This window comes from Tenebrionibacter intestinalis, assembly GCF_016632365.1.
Lineage (GTDB): Bacteria > Pseudomonadota > Gammaproteobacteria > Enterobacterales > Enterobacteriaceae > Tenebrionibacter > Tenebrionibacter intestinalis.
Genome location: NZ_JAEPBH010000011.1, coordinates 1 through 18,896, shown reverse-complemented (window position 1 = coordinate 18,896; position 18,896 = coordinate 1). Strand labels below are relative to the sequence as shown.

The 18,896-nt window shown below is 53.5% G+C and carries 14 protein-coding genes; 6 read left to right on the top strand and 8 right to left on the bottom strand.

Translation table 11 applies throughout. The features are described from left to right. Positions 1-3: 3 nt before the first annotated feature. From JJB97_RS05665 to ygeW, 3 genes are read right to left on the bottom strand one after another with little or no spacing between them, the layout of a single operon-like run. Positions 4-1,221: a YgeY family selenium metabolism-linked hydrolase gene (locus JJB97_RS05665; protein WP_238713059.1), complete on the bottom strand. Its 1,218-nt coding sequence runs from the start codon at positions 1,219-1,221 to the stop codon at positions 4-6. A gap of 19 nt (positions 1,222-1,240) precedes the next feature. Next, positions 1,241-2,443 (bottom strand): diaminopropionate ammonia-lyase, encoded by a 1,203-nt coding sequence (dpaL, locus tag JJB97_RS05660; RefSeq protein ID WP_238713058.1) that lies wholly within the window; start codon positions 2,441-2,443, stop codon positions 1,241-1,243. Positions 2,444-2,497: 54 nt separating this feature from the next. Further along, a complete protein-coding gene (ygeW, locus tag JJB97_RS05655; protein ID WP_238713057.1) occupies positions 2,498-3,688 on the bottom strand; it encodes a knotted carbamoyltransferase YgeW in 1,191 nt (396 codons plus the stop codon). A 337-nt stretch (positions 3,689-4,025) separates the two neighbouring features. On the opposite strand from ygeW, the gene JJB97_RS05650 reads away from it, so the two are divergent. After that, on the top strand, positions 4,026-5,747 hold the full coding sequence (locus JJB97_RS05650) for a sigma 54-interacting transcriptional regulator (protein ID WP_238713116.1): 1,722 nt from the start codon (positions 4,026-4,028) through the stop codon (positions 5,745-5,747). A 108-nt stretch (positions 5,748-5,855) separates the two neighbouring features. On the opposite strand, the gene JJB97_RS05645 is transcribed toward JJB97_RS05650, so the two are convergent. From JJB97_RS05645 to JJB97_RS05635, 3 genes are read right to left on the bottom strand one after another with little or no spacing between them, the layout of a single operon-like run. Continuing rightward, entirely contained in the window at positions 5,856-6,470 is a 615-nt protein-coding gene (locus JJB97_RS05645; RefSeq protein WP_238713056.1) for an NTP transferase domain-containing protein, read from the bottom strand. An 18-nt stretch (positions 6,471-6,488) separates the two neighbouring features. Next, the gene (locus JJB97_RS05640) at positions 6,489-6,950 is read right to left on the bottom strand and encodes a (2Fe-2S)-binding protein (RefSeq protein WP_238713055.1); all 462 of its coding nucleotides are present in this window, start codon (positions 6,948-6,950) and stop codon (positions 6,489-6,491) included. A 10-nt stretch (positions 6,951-6,960) separates the two neighbouring features. Continuing rightward, positions 6,961-10,188, bottom strand: a complete 3,228-nt coding sequence (locus JJB97_RS05635; protein WP_238713054.1) for a molybdopterin cofactor-binding domain-containing protein — start codon at positions 10,186-10,188, stop codon at positions 6,961-6,963. Between the two features lie 354 nt (positions 10,189-10,542). Here JJB97_RS05635 and JJB97_RS05630 point away from each other — a divergent pair, with 354 nt between their 5' ends. Continuing rightward, entirely contained in the window at positions 10,543-12,483 is a 1,941-nt protein-coding gene (locus tag JJB97_RS05630) for an FAD-dependent oxidoreductase (RefSeq protein ID WP_238713053.1), read from the top strand. A gap of 1 nt (position 12,484) precedes the next feature. Beyond that, a complete protein-coding gene (locus JJB97_RS05625) occupies positions 12,485-12,994 on the top strand; it encodes a 4Fe-4S dicluster domain-containing protein (RefSeq protein ID WP_238713052.1) in 510 nt (169 codons plus the stop codon). A 190-nt stretch (positions 12,995-13,184) separates the two neighbouring features. Here the strand turns inward: JJB97_RS05625 and JJB97_RS05620 are convergent, their stop codons facing one another. Further along, positions 13,185-13,520: a zinc ribbon domain-containing protein YjdM gene (locus JJB97_RS05620; RefSeq protein WP_238713051.1), complete on the bottom strand. Its 336-nt coding sequence runs from the start codon at positions 13,518-13,520 to the stop codon at positions 13,185-13,187. Positions 13,521-14,265: 745 nt separating this feature from the next. Here JJB97_RS05620 and JJB97_RS05615 point away from each other — a divergent pair. Next, positions 14,266-14,952, top strand: coding sequence for a bactofilin family protein (locus JJB97_RS05615; RefSeq protein WP_238713050.1), 687 nt, complete (start codon positions 14,266-14,268; stop codon positions 14,950-14,952). A gap of 520 nt (positions 14,953-15,472) precedes the next feature. Here the strand turns inward: JJB97_RS05615 and eco are convergent. After that, the gene (gene eco / locus JJB97_RS05610) at positions 15,473-15,985 is read right to left on the bottom strand and encodes a serine protease inhibitor ecotin (RefSeq protein WP_263457874.1); all 513 of its coding nucleotides are present in this window, start codon (positions 15,983-15,985) and stop codon (positions 15,473-15,475) included. Positions 15,986-16,557: 572 nt separating this feature from the next. On the opposite strand from eco, the gene JJB97_RS05605 reads away from it, so the two are divergent. Continuing rightward, the gene (locus tag JJB97_RS05605; RefSeq protein WP_238713049.1) at positions 16,558-17,154 is read left to right on the top strand and encodes a response regulator transcription factor; all 597 of its coding nucleotides are present in this window, start codon (positions 16,558-16,560) and stop codon (positions 17,152-17,154) included. Positions 17,155-17,505: 351 nt separating this feature from the next. Continuing rightward, on the top strand, positions 17,506-18,896 hold a 1,391-nt coding region (locus JJB97_RS05600; protein ID WP_238713048.1), incomplete at its 3' end, for an Ig-like domain-containing protein.

Here is an 18,896-nt window from a genome sequence, read left to right as displayed (position 1 = left end):
TAGTTACGCTTTTTGTTGTTGCATCCAGGTCAACGGAATGGCGGCGTACATCGCTGCGCAAGTGACCAGGTGAGACTTCCAGGTTTTCTCGTTAGGCGCGTGGGCTTCCGGTTCCTTACCGGGGCCAAAACCGATAACCGGAATACCGTGGCGGCCCATAATAGAGACGCCGTTGGTGGAGAAGGTCCATTTATCCACCACAGGCTCCTTACCGAACAGGCCGCGATAGGCCTCACTCAGGCTGAGTACCGTAAAGTGCTCTGCATCCACTTTCCAGGTAGGGAAGTAGCACTCGGTAGGGTAGACCAGCCCGGTCCAGGAGGGGCGGTCATAGCTATAAAGGCTGACCACGGCTTTTGCCGCCTTCACGGCGGGCAATGCGCGAATCTCTTCAAGCGCGCCTTCCCAGGTTTCGCCCCAGGTCAGGCGGCGGTCGATAGAGACGGCGCAGCTATCCGCCACCGCGCAGCGGCTGGGGGAGGTGAAGAAAATTTCCGATACGGTCAGCGTTCCCTTGCCGAGAAACTCGTCATTGCCCAGGCGGCCTGCCAGCGTCTGTAGCTCGGTGAGGATCGGCGCCATTTTGAAGATAGCGTTATCGCCGCGCTCCGGTGCGGAACCGTGGCAGCTTACGCCGCTCACTTCCACACGGATTTCCATGCGCCCGCGTTGGCCGCGGTAAATCTGGCAGTCTGTCGGTTCGGTACTGACGACGAATTCCGGGCGGATGCCGTCCTGCTCGATGATGTACTGCCAGCACAGGCCGTCGCAGTCTTCTTCCTGAACGGTGCCGGTCACAAGCAGCGTATAGTCGTCTTCAAGCCCCAGTTCTTTAATTATCTTACCGGCGTAAACCATAGAGGCCATGCCGCCTTCCTGGTCGGAGGCGCCGCGTCCGCCGATAATTTCGTCATCTTCCATGCCCTCGTAAGGGTCAAACTTCCAGTTATTGATATTGCCGATGCCGACAGTATCAATGTGAGCATCCATCGCCAGCAGGCGCGGGCCGTGGCCGACGTAGCCGAGAATATTCCCCATCGGGTCGATTTCTACTTTATCGAAACCCACCTTTTCCATCTCTTCTTTAATACGGTGAATAACGCGTTTTTCGTCGCAGCTTTCACTGGGAATGGCGATCATATCGCGCAAAAAGCGCGTCATTTCCGGCTGATAGCGTTGAGCCAGTTTCAGAATGTCATTAAATGGGATTGCTCGGGCCATTTTTAAAAATCCTCTATGATTAACAGTGGGTTATTCCGTTTTTGCCTTCCCAGACCACTTCTCTGTAGTGCTGCGGATCGGTATCGCCTTCGGTACTGATAGTTAAAATGCGTGACTCTGGCGTCAGATTGAGCTGCTTTTTCAGCGCATCACGCTGTGGGTGATGCAAAATAGCGGCCAGCACGCCAAAGCACACCGCGCCGGATTCGCCGGAAATCGTGCGTGGGTCCTGTGCTGGCGGGTTGCCCAGCACGCGCATACCGAGCGCGGCAACGCTGTCCTCACAGGAAATGAACTGGCGCGCGTTATCGCGCAGCAGCGGCCAGCCGAGCGGATTGGGTTCGCCGCAGGCGAGCCCTGCCATGATTGTGTTCAGCTCGCCGCCGATATTGACCATGTCGCCCTTAATGGCTGAGCGGTACAGACAGTCGGCGCGATCCGGTTCGACGATGATGGCGTTGAAGTTTTCCGCGCCGTAGCGGTCGGCAAAATACCCAAGCACGCCGCCTGCCATAGCGCCCACGCCTGCCTGGAGCAGGATATGCGTGGGCGGCTTAAGGCGCATGGCTTCCATCTGCTCCGCCGCCTCATCGGCAAGGGTTGCGTAGCCTTGCATAATCCAGGTCGGAACGTCGGTGTAGCCCTCCCATGCCGTATCCTGGACCACTTCCCAGCCGTGTTCTGCCGCAGTACGCATAGTCAGACGAACGGTGTCGTCGTAGTTCATGTCGGTGACAATGCACTCTGCGCCAAGATCGGTGATGTGTTTCACGCGCCACGGCGAGGAGCCTTTGGGCATGTATATCACCGCGTTCTGGCCCAACGCTCTTGCGGCCCATGCCACGCCGCGGCCGTGGTTGCCGTCTGTGGTGGTCGTGAAGGTCATTTTGGGATGACCCGCCTCACGGAACTGACGAAATGAAAAATTCTCAATATTGAGATCCAGCTTACGGCAAAGCAGACGCGCGATAGCCCAGGTGCCGCCAAGTATTTTGAATGCGTTAAGATCGAAACGCTGAGATTCATCCTTGACCAGTACCTGAGCCACGCCCAGCTCGTGCGCAAACTGCCTCATTGTATTAAGCGGCGTGGGGCGGTAGCCGGTTAACCCCTGATGGAAGCGCCGGGCGCTAATAGCCGCTTCCCGGTTAAAGCGCGGATCCGGTTTAGGGCTAAAGCGTGCGTTATCGACGATATCCATTTTTAAAGCAAACTGTGACATATGATTTTCCTCACCGCACGGGCGCCCGTTTTGTACGAGCGCACCGGTGATTGATTATCGATAAACACGTGGGATAGCCGCTTCCAGACGCCGGGCCAATACATCGCCCGGGTGCGCGAATTTACGGGCAAGTATCATGGCGGCGATAATCCACGGCTTCCAACTGGCCTCTTTGTAGGTGGCGATGCGGTAGCGTTCAAATACGCTGGCCTCCACCTCGCCTCGTTCGCACGACACGCCGGTGATATCCGCAGGCAGGCAGTGCATGTAAAGCGCGTTGCCATCGCGGGTGCGCTTCATCATGGCCTCTGTACAGTGCCAGTCTTTGTATTGCGCGTTTTGCGCAAGGCAGGTCTGCTCCAGCGCCTTGAGGCCCTGACTGTCGTTCTGGCGCAGGAGTTCGGTACGCTGCTGCATGATTTGCCACGGCGCCCAGGACTTGGGATAGACGATATCGGCGCCGTCGAAAGCTTCTTCCATGGAAGCAACCTGACGGAAGCTGCCGCCGGAGGCCTGGGCGTTGTTTTTCGCGACGTCTACAACGTCCGGGATCAGGTCGTAGCCTTGCGGATGCGCCAGCGTCACATCCATACCAAAACGCGTCATCAGGCCGATAATGCCCTGCGGCACCGAAAGCGGCTTGCCGTAGCTGGGCGAGTAGGCCCAGGTCATCGCGATTTTCTTACCCTTAAGGTTATCCAGGCCGCCGAAGTGTTCTTTCAGCCAGGCGAGGTCGGCCATTGCCTGGGTTGGGTGGTCAATATCGCACTGCAGGTTAATGATGGCCGGGCGCTGTGGCAGCACGCCTTCGTTAAAGCCGTCGTCCAGCGCTTCGCCGACTTCGCGCATATAGGCGTTGCCGGCGCCGAGATACATGTCGTCGCGAATACCGATAGCCTCGGCGCAGAAGGCTATCATGTTGGCCGTTTCGCGCACGGTTTCGCCGTGGGCTATCTGCGATTTGCCTTCATCCAGATCCTGCTGGGTCAGGCCGACCAGGTTCAGCGCTGAAGCATAGGAGAAGCGGGTGCGGGTTGAGTTATCGCGAAACAGCGAAATGCCTAAACCGTTGTTAAATACGCGCGTATCAATATTACTGGCGCGCAGAGATTTCAACGCCTCGGCCAGATACAGCACTTGCTCCAGCTCATCGCGGCTTTGTTCCCAGGTCAGGAGAAAATCTTTTTCATGCAGTTTGGAGTTTTTATCTTCAATGATATTCAGTAGACGTTTTATCTCTTTCATTTATGAAATCCCTTACGAACGGATTAAGTCCGGGTACTTGAGAGGACGCGATTGCGTCATTGAAAATACGCGACAGGGAGTAAGCGAGTTTTGTGCCAGTTTGAAACCGAATGTTAAAAACATGGTTCCCGTCATATATTTATGGCCGCTCCAGGGAGTAACCTCATGAACTGAGATCACAAAATCAGTACCGGTCCATCCCGGAGGGATCAAAATGAGAAAGGCCAGTACCGTTATCAAAATGAGAGAGCAGGAAAATGATAATTCAGCCGGGCTTATTAAAGAGGCGTGCGAGGCGTTGAAAAAAAGCGCGCCGCCGCCCGTTGCTTCCGCGCTGATGCCAATACAGAAAACGATCCAGCATTTCGCCACGCTGCTGGCGAATGTACTTCACCTTGAAGTGGAAGTGGTGGATAACCAACTGCTGCGCATTGCCGGCACAGGGCCTTACGGCCAGGGGTTCGGTCAGGTGCCTGCCAGCAACACCGTGCTGCTTCGCGAGGTGCTGGAAAAAGGCCAGGAAGTGGTCATTTTCGACTCGCGACAAAATTCGCTATGCCTGGAATGTACCCAGCGCGAGAGTTGCCGCGAGCGCGGGTTCGTCGGCGTGCCCGTCATGTATCAGGAGCGGTGTCTTGGCGTGATAAGCCTGGTGGCGGTAAATATAGAGCAACTGCGTCATCTGCGGGAGCATACCCGCATGTTTATTGAATATATCCGCCATATTTCTTCCCTTCTTGCCGCTAATCTTTCCGTTTTTCCCAGAAAAGAGTCTGCTATCGACCCCTTATTGCAGAGTCTGGCGCAGTGCGTTGATCAGGCGGTTATCGTCTGCGACAGGCAGGGAAAAATTGTCCTGATCAACGTGCGGGCGCAGATGTTGCTGGGCGCGCACGCCGATCTGCGGCTGGAAAAGTTGCGCGTTGTCGGCGTGCCGGCGCGCGAGCGCACCTATCAGGTGCAGGTGGGCAATCAGCGTTGGCGAATTACCGGGCAGGTGAGAGAGACGGAAGAAGGCACGGTATTAGCCTTTTCCGATGCGCGTTCTGAGCAGCGTGACGGCCCTGGCGCGGAGGCTGCGCCTGTCATAAAAAGTCTTATCGGGGACTCGTCAGCAATGAGAAAGCTCAAGCGGCTCATCGCCCGTATTGCGTCCAGCCCGTCGAGCGTAATGATCCTTGGCGAAAGCGGCACCGGTAAAGAAGTGGTCGCGCGTGCGGTACACCGCCTGAGCGAGCGTCATGATAAGGCGTTTGTTGCTATTAATTGCGCGGCTATTCCTGAAAACCTGCTTGAAAGCGAGCTGTTTGGCTACGCGAAGGGCGCGTTTACTGGCGCAGCGCCTGGCGGCAAGCGCGGGTTAATTCAGATAGCCCACGGCGGCACGCTGTTTCTTGATGAAATCGGCGATATGCCGTCGGGCCTGCAGGCGCGGCTGTTGCGCGCCATCGAAAGCCGGGAGGTGATGCCCATCGGCGCCAGCGTACCGGTACCGGTCGATATTCGCATTATCTCCGCCACGCATCAAAATCTGGAGAATCATATCCGCGACGGCAGCTTTCGCGAAGATCTCTACTACCGCCTGAACGTTATCCCGCTGTGGCTGCCGCCGCTGCGCGAGCGCGACGGTGATATCGAACTGTTGCTAAAACACTTCCTGACGCTGCATGCCGGGCGCGTGGGCCGCCTGCAGCCGGGCGTTAGCCCGCAGGCGCTACGCATGTTGCGCGGCCACCGTTGGCCTGGCAATGTGCGCGAACTCAGTAACCTGGTAGAGTATCTGATTAATATCGTACCGGAAGGCGAGATTATCGACAGCGCGCTACTGCCGCCGGTTTTCCATTCTTCCTGGCTTAGTGAGCCGCCGCCGGTTATGGCTCAACCGGTACAGGAAACGCGCTGTGAAAGTACAGAAAAGGCCCGGCTGAAATCGGTAGAAAAAACGCTGATTGAGGAAGCGTTGATGCGCACGCGCAACAAAAAGCAGGTGGCAGACGAGTTAGGTATTGGCGTCGCTACGCTGTATCGCAAAATCAAAAAATACGGGTTGGCGGGATAGCGCGTTATTCCCTGAACGCCGGGTAAAACCGCGCATGGCAGGCCGCTGCCGCTTGAGCCTGTACGCAGAGCGCGCAGCCGTATCCGTGCCTGTTTTGCGAATTGCCGGTTATTCGGGATACTCGCCGTCTTCCCGGTGCGCAAACTGCCAGGCCTGATATAACAGGCGTTGACGTAGCGCCGCATACTGCTGCGGCGTATCAAGATCCCAGTGTATGCTGGCGCAGGTGACGTCCACCGTTTCGCGGCCATATCCGACAATAAGCTGGCGCAAATTGGCCTGTGGATTGGCGTTGCGTATTTGCTCGCGCATTGCAGGCGGTAACAAAACCGGGTGGCCGCAACCGCCGTCGATAGTCGGTATAAGGCAGCGGCTGCCGCGCTGTTGCCACAGTGCGGCATATACGCCCGGCGATACTGCGGGCATATCGCCTGGGATCACAAAAAAATGCCCGTCGGCCAGTAGACGTATGCCCCGTTGCAGCGAGCTGAACATGCCGCGTTCGTAATTTGGGTTATGGCACAGCGTAATGTTGGGTTGCCCGGCGTAGCGCTGGCGTAGCGCCTCGCCGCGAAACCCGGTTACCAGCACAACGCGGTCGCAAAAGGCCAGCGCGTGGTCAAGCGCGCCGTCCAGTACGGTGCCGTCGCCCCAGGGGAGCTGCATTTTCCAGCGGCCCATTCGCGACGACAAACCCGCCGCCAACATCAGACACTGTTTCATTACGGCTCCCCTCCCGCATTACGCTGATTTCAGCACGGCCTTAATGGATTTGATGATTGGCAGGTAACCGGTGCAACGACACAGATTTCCCTCCAGCGCATCGTGGATCTGCGCATCATCGGGTTGTGGATTGCTGTCGAGCAGCGCTTTGGCGCTCATCAACACGCCCGGCGTGCAGAAACCGCACTGTACGCCGCCGTGGCGTACAAATGCGCTTTGTAAGCGCTGGCCGATACGACTGCTTTTTAGCGATTCGACCGTTTCTACTTCTGCCCCGTCGCACTGCGCGGCAAGCAGCAGGCAGGAGCACACCGCTTTGCCATCCAGAATGACCGTGCAGGCGCCGCACTCGCCTACCGAACAACCCTCTTTCGTGCCGGTAAGCCGTAGATCCTCACGCAGGAAATCAATCAGCCGCCGGTTGTCGTCAACGTCGCATACCATGCGTATGCCGTTTACTTTCAGTTCAATATGATTCATTACATTCTCCTTAGCGGCCTTTATTTTCCAGTACTTCTTCCAGCATCTGTTTAAACATCGCCACGCCAACGGGGACCTTGTAAGCGGCAGACCAGCGCTTGCCGATGGCGTCATCCAGCATTTTTTGTAAAACGCCAGCGCCCTCCTCAATCAATGCGGCGTTGAGTCGACGCCCGGTCAGGCATTTTTCAAGCGGAATCAGGCGCTGCGGTTTGTTAAACAGCGCGCCGTCTACCACGCGGCAGTGGGTGAGTTCGCCGGAGCCGTTAAGCACAAACTGCCCGGTGAAGCTCTGACGCGTAATGTTCAGGGCGTTGCGGCGGCCAAGTTGCAAATAGCGTTGCTGGAGGCCCTCATGTGTCGGCGGTGGCGGCAGCACAATTGCGCTTAGCAGTTCGCCGGGTTTTAGCTGCGTCTGGTAGCCGCTGATGATAAAGTCGCTCAGCGGCATCTGCTGCGGCTGCTCGCCGTGGCGCTGAATTTCGACCTTCGCATCGTGAATAATAAGCGGAGGCACCGAGTCGGCGCAGGGGGCGGCGTTAACGATATTGCCGCCGATGGTGGCGCGGTTACGCAACTGTAACGACCCAATAGTGTTACAGGCGGTTACCAGCAGCGGGTAATGGGCGGCGATCAGAGGATGTGTGGTCAAATCGCTAAAACGCACGCCTGCGCCGATACGCACTCCCCCTTCCGGCAAGGCGCTAATATCGCGCAGTTCCGGGATGCCAGAAATGTCCACCAGCGCTACCGGGGAAGTGGTGAGACGCGCCTGTACCAGAACGTCGGTTCCCCCTGCTATAATGCGGCGCTCAGGCTCTTGCGCCAGCAGCGCGAGTGCGTCATCGAGCGTTTTTGCGCGCTTCACGTCAAGCGTATTCAGGCGTAGCACCTGTTTTTTCTCGCCGGACTCCACCATCTGCTCGCTCTGGCGTACCGGCTTTTTCAGCGCGTAGCCGAGTTTTACCTGTTCCAGCGTGAGCGGCAGCGCGTAGTTACGCTTGCCCAGCGCAAAACTGACGGCATTATTCAGCGCCGCGCCGCCCAGTTCCAGCACAGGTTCGCCGATGACTTTTGCGCCGTAGGGGCCGGCTTTATCATGGTTTTCTACCGGGATAATGGTCATCGGCGGCATATCTTTGATAGTCGGAAGCAGGTAGGTGTCAAAGTTTTCCGATTTCACCTCGCCGTGCTCAATATTGAATTCTTCCAGCATCCCGTAACCGATCATTCCCTGCGCCACGCCGCCGCTCACTTGCCCTTCAAAGCCGACTTTGTTGATCACTTTACCGACATCGTGTACGGCTGTTGCGTGATTGACGTGGATCTTGCCGGTGCGGGTGTCAATGACGATGTCCGCCACCTGGCAGCCATACACCCAGGTAAAGTAAGGGTTGCCGGTGCCTTTTTCTTCGTCCCAGTGGATATCCGGAGCCACAAACCACCCATAGGCAGAAAGATTGGCGCCCGTCGCGCGGGTCATGGCGACAACGTCTGCGAACGCCAGCCGGTTATAGGGATGACGACGGTTAAAGACCTTGCCATTTTCCCACACCAGTTCATCAATGCTGTTAGCGGCAAGCTTTTCACAAACGGCATCGGCCATGCGCTGCTTGAGCTTGTTAGCGGCGTCGAGTATCGCCTGGCCGCCCATCAGCGTGCCGCGTGAGGCAACGGTAGAGCCGCCGTCGGCGATCATGCTGGTGGCCGGGTCGGTGAACATCACTTTATCCAGCCCAATACCAAATGCCTCAGCGGCGATGAGCGACATGGTGGTTTGCAGACCCTGGCCGTTTTCAGACACGGAGGTGGAAATATTAACGCTGCCGTCGGCGTTAATCTGAATCAGCGCAGACGAGGCATCCAGCCCTTCTGCGCCCAGTGAGCAGCCGCGGTGGCTGAGCGCCAGGCCAATACCGTATTTCAGCGGACCGCCTTTTGCGTTTAGCTCGGCATAGTGCTTGCGACGCGCTTCGTATTCAGTGCTTTGTACCGCCTTTTGCAATACTTCCTGCGCTGAAACGGTATGCTCCGTGAAATGCTGGCCCGCCATACTGACATCGTTCTGGCGCAGGGCGTTACGCATACGCAGCTCGATTGGGGACATACCCAGAGCGTCGGCGACTTCATCCATGAGCGATTCATTGGCAAAAATCACCTGAGGCGCGCCGAAGCCGCGATAGGCCGAGGTGTAGCTGTTATTGGTGTATACGCCGGTAACGTCAATGCGCACGTTTGGAATATTGTATGGCCCGGCGGCCTGCACGGAACTGCGCCAGGTGACAAATACCGTTTGACCGGCGTAGCCGCCGCCGTCGGCTAGTACGTCGATTTTAATGGCCTGGATACGCGCATTCTCATCAAGGCCGATTTTATACTTCATGGTGTACGGGTGACGCTTGTAGCTTTCGCGCATCGACTGTTCGCGGTTATAGGTCATCTTCACCGGACGGCCTGTCAGCCAGGTCAGCAGCGCCGAACGGCAGGCAAGATGGTCGATGATATCGTCCTTACCGCCGAAGGAGCCGCCGAGTATTGAACGCTTCACGTTCACTTTCGACTGCGGCAGATTAAGGTATTTCGCCACGAAGCCGCGCACGCGGTGCGCGTTTTGCACCGAGCCGTAAACGGTAATGATATCTTCATTATCGTCAAAACATGTGGTGATCGTTTCCGGTTCGATGTAAGCGTGCTCCTGGAAACCGACGGTGTATTCGCGCTCAAAGATATGGGTGGAGGCTGCGAATCCGGCTTCGATATCGCCCTTCACTGTGTGGTGGTGATTAATGATGTTGTCTTTGGTATCGCTGTGTATTTTACGCGCGCCGGGTTGAATCGCCTCCTGCACTGTACTGATGGGCGTCCAGGGGATGTAGTTGATTTTAATTTTCTCTGCGGCCAGGCAGGCTGCTTCGTAGTTTTCGGCGGCAATAACCGCCACTACGTCGCCGCGAAAGGCTATCTCTTTATCTACGATGGGAGGATAATCGGGGATAACCACGCCAATAAGCTTTTCGCCGGGAACGTCTTCCCAGGTGGCGATGCGCACTACGCCCGGCACAGCCAGGGCTTCGCTGAGATCCATGGATGCTATACGTCCAGCGGCGATATCGGCATAGCGGCACACGCCATAAAGCATATCTTTCATCTCGATATCATCGCCGTATATCGCCGACCCTTTTACTTTGGCCGTGCCGTCAATACGCGACACTTCACTGCCCACAGTTGTTGTTTCCATGTAACAAAGTCTCCTCGTGTATGGAGTCTGGTGCTGCCCGTTGTTTTGGTTAAAACAGCAAGGGCTGTGCCAGGGTGTACTCCCTGTGGCAGAGTTGTGAAGTGCGGCAATAAATCGCCGGGAGCGGCGCTTTGCCGGGCCGTACGGGCGCGTGTCACAGTGACGCGTTTTTCTCAAAGTGATACGTCGCGTTGAGAACGGTAGGGTAAATTGCGGTTTTCTATGAACGGTGAAATTTGAAACCGCTCACAAACCTGGCCTTCGCGTAACGGCGAATGGCCAGGTTGCCCCTTTTTTTGCATACCATCTACACGTGAGCCGTGCCAGAACAACAAGAAAGAAGGGATATCGCGAATGAATAAATTTATTGTTGCCAACGCGCAGGAATGCATTAACTGCCACGTTTGTGAAGTGGCCTGCGCCGTTGCCCATCACCACGAACAGTGGCCGGAGAAGACAGCGTTTTATCCGCGTATCCGCGTATTGACGCAGCAGGGAAAAAGCGTAGCGCTGACCTGCCGTCACTGTAATGATGCGCCCTGTGTGACAAGCTGCCCGGTAGCGGCGCTAACTCTGACGCAGGATGCTGTAAAGCTTGATGAGGCACTGTGTATCGGCTGTAAAAACTGTGTTCTTGCCTGCCCGTTTGGCGCCATTGAAATGGTGGCGCCCGAGGGGGAAGAAAACGCGCTGGCGCAGAAGTGTGATCTGTGCGCCGACAGCGCCGCCGGGCAGCCTGCCTGCGTTGCCGGTTGCCCTACCCAGGCGCTAACGTTAATGGATGGCGCGGGCCTGCGCGCGCTGCGTCAACAACGCCAGCGCGCCACCGCCAGCGGGCGTTATGACGCCGGGCGTACGCCATTGCGCAGCGCCCGGCTATTGGCGCGCGCTGCGCGTAAAGGCGCGACGAAAGTGCCCGCAGAAGCGCGAAAAACGCATTTTGGTGAAATTTATCAGGGGCTGGATGCGCAGCAGGCCGCTTTTGAAAGCGAGCGCTGCCTGTATTGCGCCAGCAAAGCCTGGTGCAACTGGACGTGCCCGCTGCATAACGCGATTCCCGACTTTGTGCGGCTGGTGAGTGAGGGGCGGGTACAGGAAGCGGCGGAGCTGTGCAATTCCAGCAGTTCGCTGCCGGAAATTTGCGGTCGGGTATGCCCGCAGGACCGTTTGTGCGAAGGCGCGTGTACGCTCAAAGATCGCAGCGGCGCGGTAAGCATTGGCAACCTGGAACGCTACATTACCGATACCGCGCTGGAACAGGGCTGGCGGCCCGATCTTAGCGGCGTTACGCCGCGTCGCGAACGCGTGGCGGTGGTAGGCGCCGGGCCGGCCGGGCTGGGCTGCGCCGACATTCTGGCGCGACATGGCGTACAGGTAGATGTCTTTGACAGCCACCCGGAAATCGGCGGTTTGCTGACCTTCGGTATCCCGCCATTCAAGCTGGACAAGCAGGTGTTGAGTCAGCGGCGCGATATTTTCAGCGCTATGGGGATTAATTTTCACCTGAGCTGCGAAGTGGGGCGCGATATCGGTTTTGATGCGCTGCTTGCGGGTTATGATGCCGTGTTTCTTGGCGTGGGCACCTATGGGCTGATGCATGCCGGTCTGGAGCATGAGGATGCTCCCGGCGTTGTGCAGGCTTTGCCGTTTCTTATCGCCAGCACCCGGCGCGTGATGGGGCTTGAAGATGATGCGCGCTACCCCTGGATCGACGTGGCGGGCAAAAATGTGGTGGTGCTGGGCGGGGGCGATACGGCGATGGACTGCGTACGCACGTCGGTGCGCCGGGGAGCGGCAAGCGTGACCTGCGCTTACCGGCGCGATGAGGCGAGTATGCCCGGTTCGAAAAAAGAGGTGGTGAATGCGCGCGAAGAAGGCGTGGAATTTGCTTTTAACGTCCAGCCGCAGTTTATTGAACGCAATCGTAAAGGCCACGTTACCGGCATTGGTATGGTGAGAACCCGCATGGGTGAGCCGGGCGCGGATGGAAGACGTCGCCCGCAGATTATTGAGGGTTCTGAGTTTATCCTGGCGGCAGATGTGCTGATTATGGCGTTTGGCTTTAAGCCGCATCCGATGCCGTGGCTACGCCAGCATGGCGTAAGTTTCGATGACTGGGGTCTAATCGAAACGGGGGCGCACGGTATATCCACCCGTACCAGTAATCCGAAGGTGTATGCCGGCGGCGATGCGGTGCATGGCGCGGATTTGGTTGTAACGGCAATGGCAGCCGGACGCCAGGCGGCGCGGGAGATGATTGCGCAGTTTGATGTTGCGCAGGCCAGCGGAGGTTGATATGACGGATTTTATACTTGCCGATCCTGCGCGCTGTATTGGCTGTCGTACCTGCGAGGTAGCGTGCGCCAGCGCGCATACTACAACGCCTTTGACCAGCAGCGCGTTTCGCCCGCGTCTGTCTGTCGTCAAGCATGGCCTGGTCAGCGTACCGGTTATGTGTCATCAGTGCGAAAATGCGCCCTGTGCGGCCGCTTGCCCAACCGGCGCGCTGGTGCAGGGGCGTACAACCGTAGAGATTGATGAAGCGCGCTGTATTGGTTGTAACAGTTGCGTGGTAGTCTGCCCGTTTGGCGCAGTGACTATACAGCGCCAAACGAACACTGAGGGGTTAAAGGTGATTAAGTGCGATTTGTGCGTTGCCAGTGAAAACGGGCCGGCCTGCATATCAGTATGCCCCACAGCGGCCCTTTCCCTGACTGGCGCGCAGGCGCTGGCGCAGCTTTCCGGCCAGCGCAGGAGCGACACGGCTATCAGCGCCGGCGTAAATGAGAGCAAACCGCGCGCCTGACGGCTTTCGTATGAAATCACGTTGTTTTCTGCAGCGGCGTGATTTTTGCCCGGAGTCCTGTGCCGCGTTATTACGACAAGCCACTGCACAGGTTGGTGAGATAAATAGACTGTTTTTTTAATAAAAGTAAAAACAGCAGGTTAACCAGCTAAATCGCGCCGGGCGGCGTTACCGCCCGGCGCGGAGAATATCAATTCTTTTTCACGAATTCGGACTTAAGCTTCATAGGGCCAAAACCATCAATTTTGCAGTCGATATTGTGATCGCCTTCGACAAGGCGGATATTTTTCACTTTTGTACCTATTTTCAACATCGACGAACTGCCCTTAACTTTTAAGTCTTTGATTATTGTGATGCTGTCGCCGTCAGACAGCAAATTGCCGTTTGCGTCTTTTACCACCAGCTCATCACTTTCTTCCATACCTGCGGCATCGTTCCACTCATGCGCACATTCCGGGCAGATAAACATTCCATTGTCTTCATATGTGTATTCCGAGTTGCATTTTGGGCAGTGCGGCAGAGCCATGATCAATCCTCATTCAGTTTTGAAAACATAAAAAAAACGCCATTTAGCGCTCCGGGGAGAACGAAGGCGGAAAATGGGGCTAAGTATACCGCAAAGGCACAGATTTGTCGGGGCTAACGGCGTTTATCTCTCTGCTTGCGAAACAGGCGCAACTTTTATCGATATCGGCGCAGTTGTTATAAAAAACTATATATAACGAAACTGAAGACGACGGACGAAACAGTTAACGCTCGCGTTTATGCTTTTTGCGTTGCCGTCAGTTGCTGGCTTCCAGAGTGGGTTCGGCTCAGCGCAGTGCGCCTTTTCGCTATATCTGCACCGTTTTCCATAAGTGGAGTTTATGTATTAGCGCGGCGTGTCGGGCGTGCGGCTTTGCTTAACGTCTTTGTTGCTTCGCTTCCCGCTCAGAAATTTCTCACTTCGTGGGGATTCGGTGAATAAATGTGCTTTTTTTGCATCCGTGTTTATATATAAGTATGTCGATTTAGCAATTGTGCGCATATTGATAAGAGGGTGTTGAGAAAATAATTGTAACAGAAACATGGTAAGAATGATCCAATATCCACAGTGGTAAAGACGCGTAATCTTTCCGGCCGCTGTGTTTACCTTAAAGTGAAAATATGGCAGTCTACTGGCGTTCAGATAATGGCCCTACATGGCCGTGAACCTGCCGGGCAGAGGTGGGGGAGACTGACAAAGTAGCGAGCAGGGAGTCCTGTCGGCACCGGGAGCGTGGATACCAACGATGAATAAAACCTCAAAAATTTACTGGTTTCTTAATGCTGGCCTGGCATTCTGGGTTATCGCACTTTCTTCATTCTGGCTCAAATATACTTCAGTCAGCATCATATTAGCTATTTTGTCAGTCATAGCTTTTATATTTCATATAAAACAAGAAAGGATTTTGTTTATGTTTAGAAAAAGTAAAACTGATGCTCAGGAAAAGCGTTCTGCATTGCCAGAACTCACCGAGCATGTATTTCCCGATGAGAAGGATCTTATTATGGAGACAAATAACTTGTCAGTAAAAGAAGCGGAGCGCGAAGATAAAACTACGAATACGGTTGTGGCAAGCGGTGTGCGCTTTGACGGGAACATCTGCAGCAGCGGTATGATCTATATCTACGGCACCATTGTAGGAAATGTGGAATCTGAAAACGGCATTGTGAAAGTGATGCGTAGCGGGCAGGTTGAAGGTAACATTATCTGCCGTGAGCTGATCGTTGATGGGCTGGTGAAAGGTGAATGTTGCTGCAGTGCAATTGATGTGTATGAGAATGGACGCATTGATGGAAATATACGCTATGCGCATTTGTCGATTAAGAAAGGCGGCGTATTCTGCGGGCAGGCGCAGGTCGAAAGTAAACTGATAAAGCAGGACGAGCCTAAAATTATCGAAATGAAAAAAGACGTTCTGCCGATCGCGAATTGATCATCAGATCACGCTTTTTGGCTTGCGGCATCCGTGGTTAAACCGGCTGCCGCACAGCGTGTGCCCCGGTAAAACGCGTTACGGCGCGGCCGCTGTGAGCTATTTTAACGCTTTTCTGACGTGCCTGTTTTCCTTGCGTTGCTGCGTTAAGTCTTTGCCTCGATGATACCATCTTTTGCTTACTGGCCCTGCGAATGCGCCGGCCGGTTTATCTGCGTTGGTCAGTAAGTCGTGCTTAAAATTCGCTTTATTCAGCCCTTCCTGAAGTTTGTCGCCTTCTCCCAGCCTTATTGATGAAAATCCATTCTGTTCGACCCAACGAATAACGTATAGCCGATGCGATAAAGTACCTTACTTAAGTGTTATTGATATTTTCCGGTATCGTTAGATCACTAACGAACACACAACCCGGCCGGTTGACCGGGCCGTGTGTAACGGTATCTGGCTGGCGCTGTGGTATGCGTTTTTGCGGGCGTTGTGCTTTATACCGCGTGTTCGCGCATAACCGGAAATATGACGTTTAATCAAGCGCTGCCTTTTGTACGCTATCTTCTGCCTTCCACAGGCGATAGCGGACCTCAACGCCTTGCGGGGCGTAAACGACAACCGGCAGGCGGCTGTTGTAGCGCTGAAGCGCATTTTCACCGAGGTTTGCCTGTACAAACCTTACCTTTTTACTTTTATCCGGGCAGGCCATCATGGTAGTGACAGGGCCGGAAACGTTATCCACAACCAGGTAGTCATATCCCCAGCCTTTAAGCGTTTTCTTTTCCAGTTTTGCACCCAGCGCCCGACGATTACAGTCGGTTTCCATCTCCTTACCAATCAGCAGTTCAAGCTTGTAGTTATCCTCGTTAGTCTGGGCAGGCAACCAGATGACCTGGCGCGTCATTCCTTTTTCGGCTGCGGGATAGGGCGCGATTTTTTCCAGCGGCTGTTGGGCTGGTTGGTTTGATCCCGTTACCGCCGCGGCCTGACCGACATTAGTCATTAATGCAGAAAAACACGTTATTGCTAAGATCTTACCCTTCATTTCTACCACCTTCTCAGTTTAATGTTTTGTGATAATAGAGCAATGCATAATAATTTTCATGCTGTTTTGCTTTTAACAAATAATGATTTTTTCAGAAAAATGATTATAAAGCGCTTCTCGCTACTTCTTAAGAATATTGAATGTCATTTTTAGTCAGGAAAATATATAAATTCCTTTTCGTTAGAAAGGCGGTTTTTTTGTTTGAAACAGGTATATAAGAAAAGTACTGATACTTCAGGATATAAACGCGTTACACGAAAAATTAACGTTCGTTTATATTCTATTGTTAACCGTGGCGGCCATTGCCAATACTGTATAGGAATGTTTGTTACCCTATTTGTTATATGAAATTTTTAAGTGTCATTCTCAGTTAAACCTAATCCAATGCTTATTTAAATAATCCATTCCTAATTGACATCGCTTTTGTATAGTGATTTTCTTTGCACTGAATTTAGTGGGAGAATTCATGGTGTAACTGGAGTGGTCTTATATTTTTTTGTTGCTGAATTGTTGGGTGTTTCCATATTTAATTGAAATTAAAGATTTTTTCCGGATATTATAAGGCGGTTGAAATGAACATATTATATTTATGCGTAGGAAGCCTGAGTAGTAATGGCATATTTTATATGCTTAAAACTTGCTTTCCCAACGATGAGATTACACTTGCTAATATCCAGGATAACACTACAGAATTGCTTAAAAATAAGTTCGATATCATTATCCTGGATTGTGAATCTATTGTGACTTATATCAATACGTTGATTGGTATGTTTTCCGCCAGTGATACTCCTGTCCTGGCGTTGGCTGTAGATAAGAGTCTTCTTCGAAAGTTGCATAATGAGCTGCCGGGGCTGCACGGAATGATTAATCGAAATGGTAATACTGACTTTCTCATCAAGGCTATCAGTGTGATTGCCGAAGGAGGGTACTGTTATTCCTGGAATATCTTTGATTACAGTAATATTTCCTGTAACGGGCTTAGCGAAGATATGTATGAAAAAGCGGGATTGACTCGTCGCGAGCGAGAGATTCTGCAATTTTGCCTGGCTGGTGAAACTAACAAGTCGATTTCTTTAAGGCTTTCCAGGAGCGAAAAGACTATCAGTGCGCATAAATCTAATATCTTAAGAAAATTAGGAATGAAAGGTTGGCAGTTAAAAGCGCCCTGAATATTGTGAAGTTTTTGAAATATTCCTGGAGAATATTCTTGATGCTGTGATGGTTCTTTATAAAAAATCATAACTTATATGAGGATGCATAGTTTTATGTTTAATAATAAGTAAGCCTTAAAGTGGATTATTTTTTAACTTATCTTTGACAAAGCTTGACAATTAAATTTCATATTTTTCAATAGGTTATTGTTGTGTTTTTGTTGGAGATTCTGATTTTAAGTTGGGAGGCATTTTCCGGCTGATATCTTTACCTCACTCAGGAAAATAGAATATTTAAGGTTGGACTTGAAGGCTGCAGCGAATTCGCTGCCAGCACTTAGCTCGACAATCTTAGATTCAGGAGAATATATGAACGGGAAGAGCATCATCCTCGTCACAAGGATCATGGATGGCAGAAGTGAAAGCTTTAAGCCAGGTAAACACAGTGCTAAAAAAATTGCTGTTAAGCCTGGTTCTTTATATTTATTAAAAAATGCGGCAGATAATTATGCGCCTGAAAATATTACACTAAAACGTGTAGGCAAAGATCTGCAGGTCTTCAATGAGGGTGATGAAAAACCTTGCCTTATTCTTACCAACTATTTTACTAACGCAGAAGGCAGTGAACGCGCCCCCGTACTGCTGGGTATGGCGGAAGATGGCCAGCTTTATCAATACATTCCCCTTTCCGGAGAAGGCTATGAAACCGGTTATCTGATGGACGATGGCCAAATGACGCCGATCGCGTTGGGCGGCCAGCCGATGGGGGCGGGAGACGCATTCTTTACCGCGCAAGAATCTGATAATGAATTGTGGCCTGTTCTGCTGGGATTGTTCGCGCTTGCTGGCGCAGTCGGCGCAGGTATAGCCATTGCCCGCCATAACCGTGACAAAGACGATACGCGTGATAGCAAGGATACCACTGCGCCGGTCAGTAAAGGCATAGGCGGCGCGCTGGATAATACAGGTAGCAAAACCGGCCCTCTGGCATCAGGCGACACCACTGATGAAACTCGTCCTCAGCTTACCGGTAAAAGCGAACCGGGTAGTACCATCGCCATTTATGATAACGGCAAAAAGATTGGCGAAACCGTCTCTGATGATTATGGTAACTGGTCGTGGACGCCAGACAAGCCGTTGGGGGAAGGGAAACATGAGCTGACCACCACGGAAACGGATAAAAGCGGCAACACCTCTAAACCCTCTCCAGGGTTTGAAATCAATGTCGATACGACCGCACCGGAAAGTACGACTCCCCCCACCGTTGTTGACAACGCAGGCGATAAAACCGGCCCGCTAAAGAACGGCGATGCTACCGACGACACCCAGCCGGAGCTGTCCGGCAAGGGCGAGCCGGGTAACGTTATCGATTTCTGGGATAACGGCGACAAGATAGGCTCCACCGTTGTGGACAAAGACGGCAACTGGACATGGAAACCGGAAAAACCGCTGCCTGAGNCGGGTAACGTTATCGATATCTGGGATAACGGCGACAAGATAGGCTCCACCGTTGTGGACAAAGACGGCAACTGGACATGGAAACCGGAAAAACCGCTGCCTGAGGGCGAGCATGAGCTTTCCACCACCGAGACCGATGCGGCGGGCAATACTTCTGAACCATCGCCGGGGATTACTATCGAAGTTGATACCACGGTGCCGGCCACGCCGTCCGTTCCGGGCGCTATTGATAATGTGGGTGATAAAACTGGCCCGCTGAAAGATGGCGATATCACCGACGACACCCAGCCGGAGCTGTCCGG

Bases quoted from the DNA above. Each gene is read 5' to 3' on its own strand.
- JJB97_RS05640 (WP_238713055.1), bottom strand. From the start codon at position 6,950: ATGAATCATATTGAACTGAAAGTAAACGGCATACGCATGGTATGCGAC.
- JJB97_RS05625 (WP_238713052.1), top strand. From the start codon at position 12,485: ATGACGGATTTTATACTTGCCGATCCTGCGCGCTGTATTGGCTGTCGT.
- JJB97_RS05650 (WP_238713116.1), top strand. From the start codon at position 4,026: ATGCCAATACAGAAAACGATCCAGCATTTCGCCACGCTGCTGGCGAAT.
- JJB97_RS05635 (WP_238713054.1), bottom strand. From the start codon at position 10,188: ATGGAAACAACAACTGTGGGCAGTGAAGTGTCGCGTATTGACGGCACG.
- eco (WP_263457874.1), bottom strand. From the start codon at position 15,985: ATGAAGGGTAAGATCTTAGCAATAACGTGTTTTTCTGCATTAATGACT.
- JJB97_RS05615 (WP_238713050.1), top strand. From the start codon at position 14,266: ATGAATAAAACCTCAAAAATTTACTGGTTTCTTAATGCTGGCCTGGCA.
- JJB97_RS05645 (WP_238713056.1), bottom strand. From the start codon at position 6,470: ATGAAACAGTGTCTGATGTTGGCGGCGGGTTTGTCGTCGCGAATGGGC.
- JJB97_RS05605 (WP_238713049.1), top strand. From the start codon at position 16,558: ATGAACATATTATATTTATGCGTAGGAAGCCTGAGTAGTAATGGCATA.
- JJB97_RS05620 (WP_238713051.1), bottom strand. From the start codon at position 13,520: ATGGCTCTGCCGCACTGCCCAAAATGCAACTCGGAATACACATATGAA.
- ygeW (WP_238713057.1), bottom strand. From the start codon at position 3,688: ATGAAAGAGATAAAACGTCTACTGAATATCATTGAAGATAAAAACTCC.
- JJB97_RS05630 (WP_238713053.1), top strand. From the start codon at position 10,543: ATGAATAAATTTATTGTTGCCAACGCGCAGGAATGCATTAACTGCCAC.
- dpaL (WP_238713058.1), bottom strand. From the start codon at position 2,443: ATGTCACAGTTTGCTTTAAAAATGGATATCGTCGATAACGCACGCTTT.
- JJB97_RS05665 (WP_238713059.1), bottom strand. From the start codon at position 1,221: ATGGCCCGAGCAATCCCATTTAATGACATTCTGAAACTGGCTCAACGC.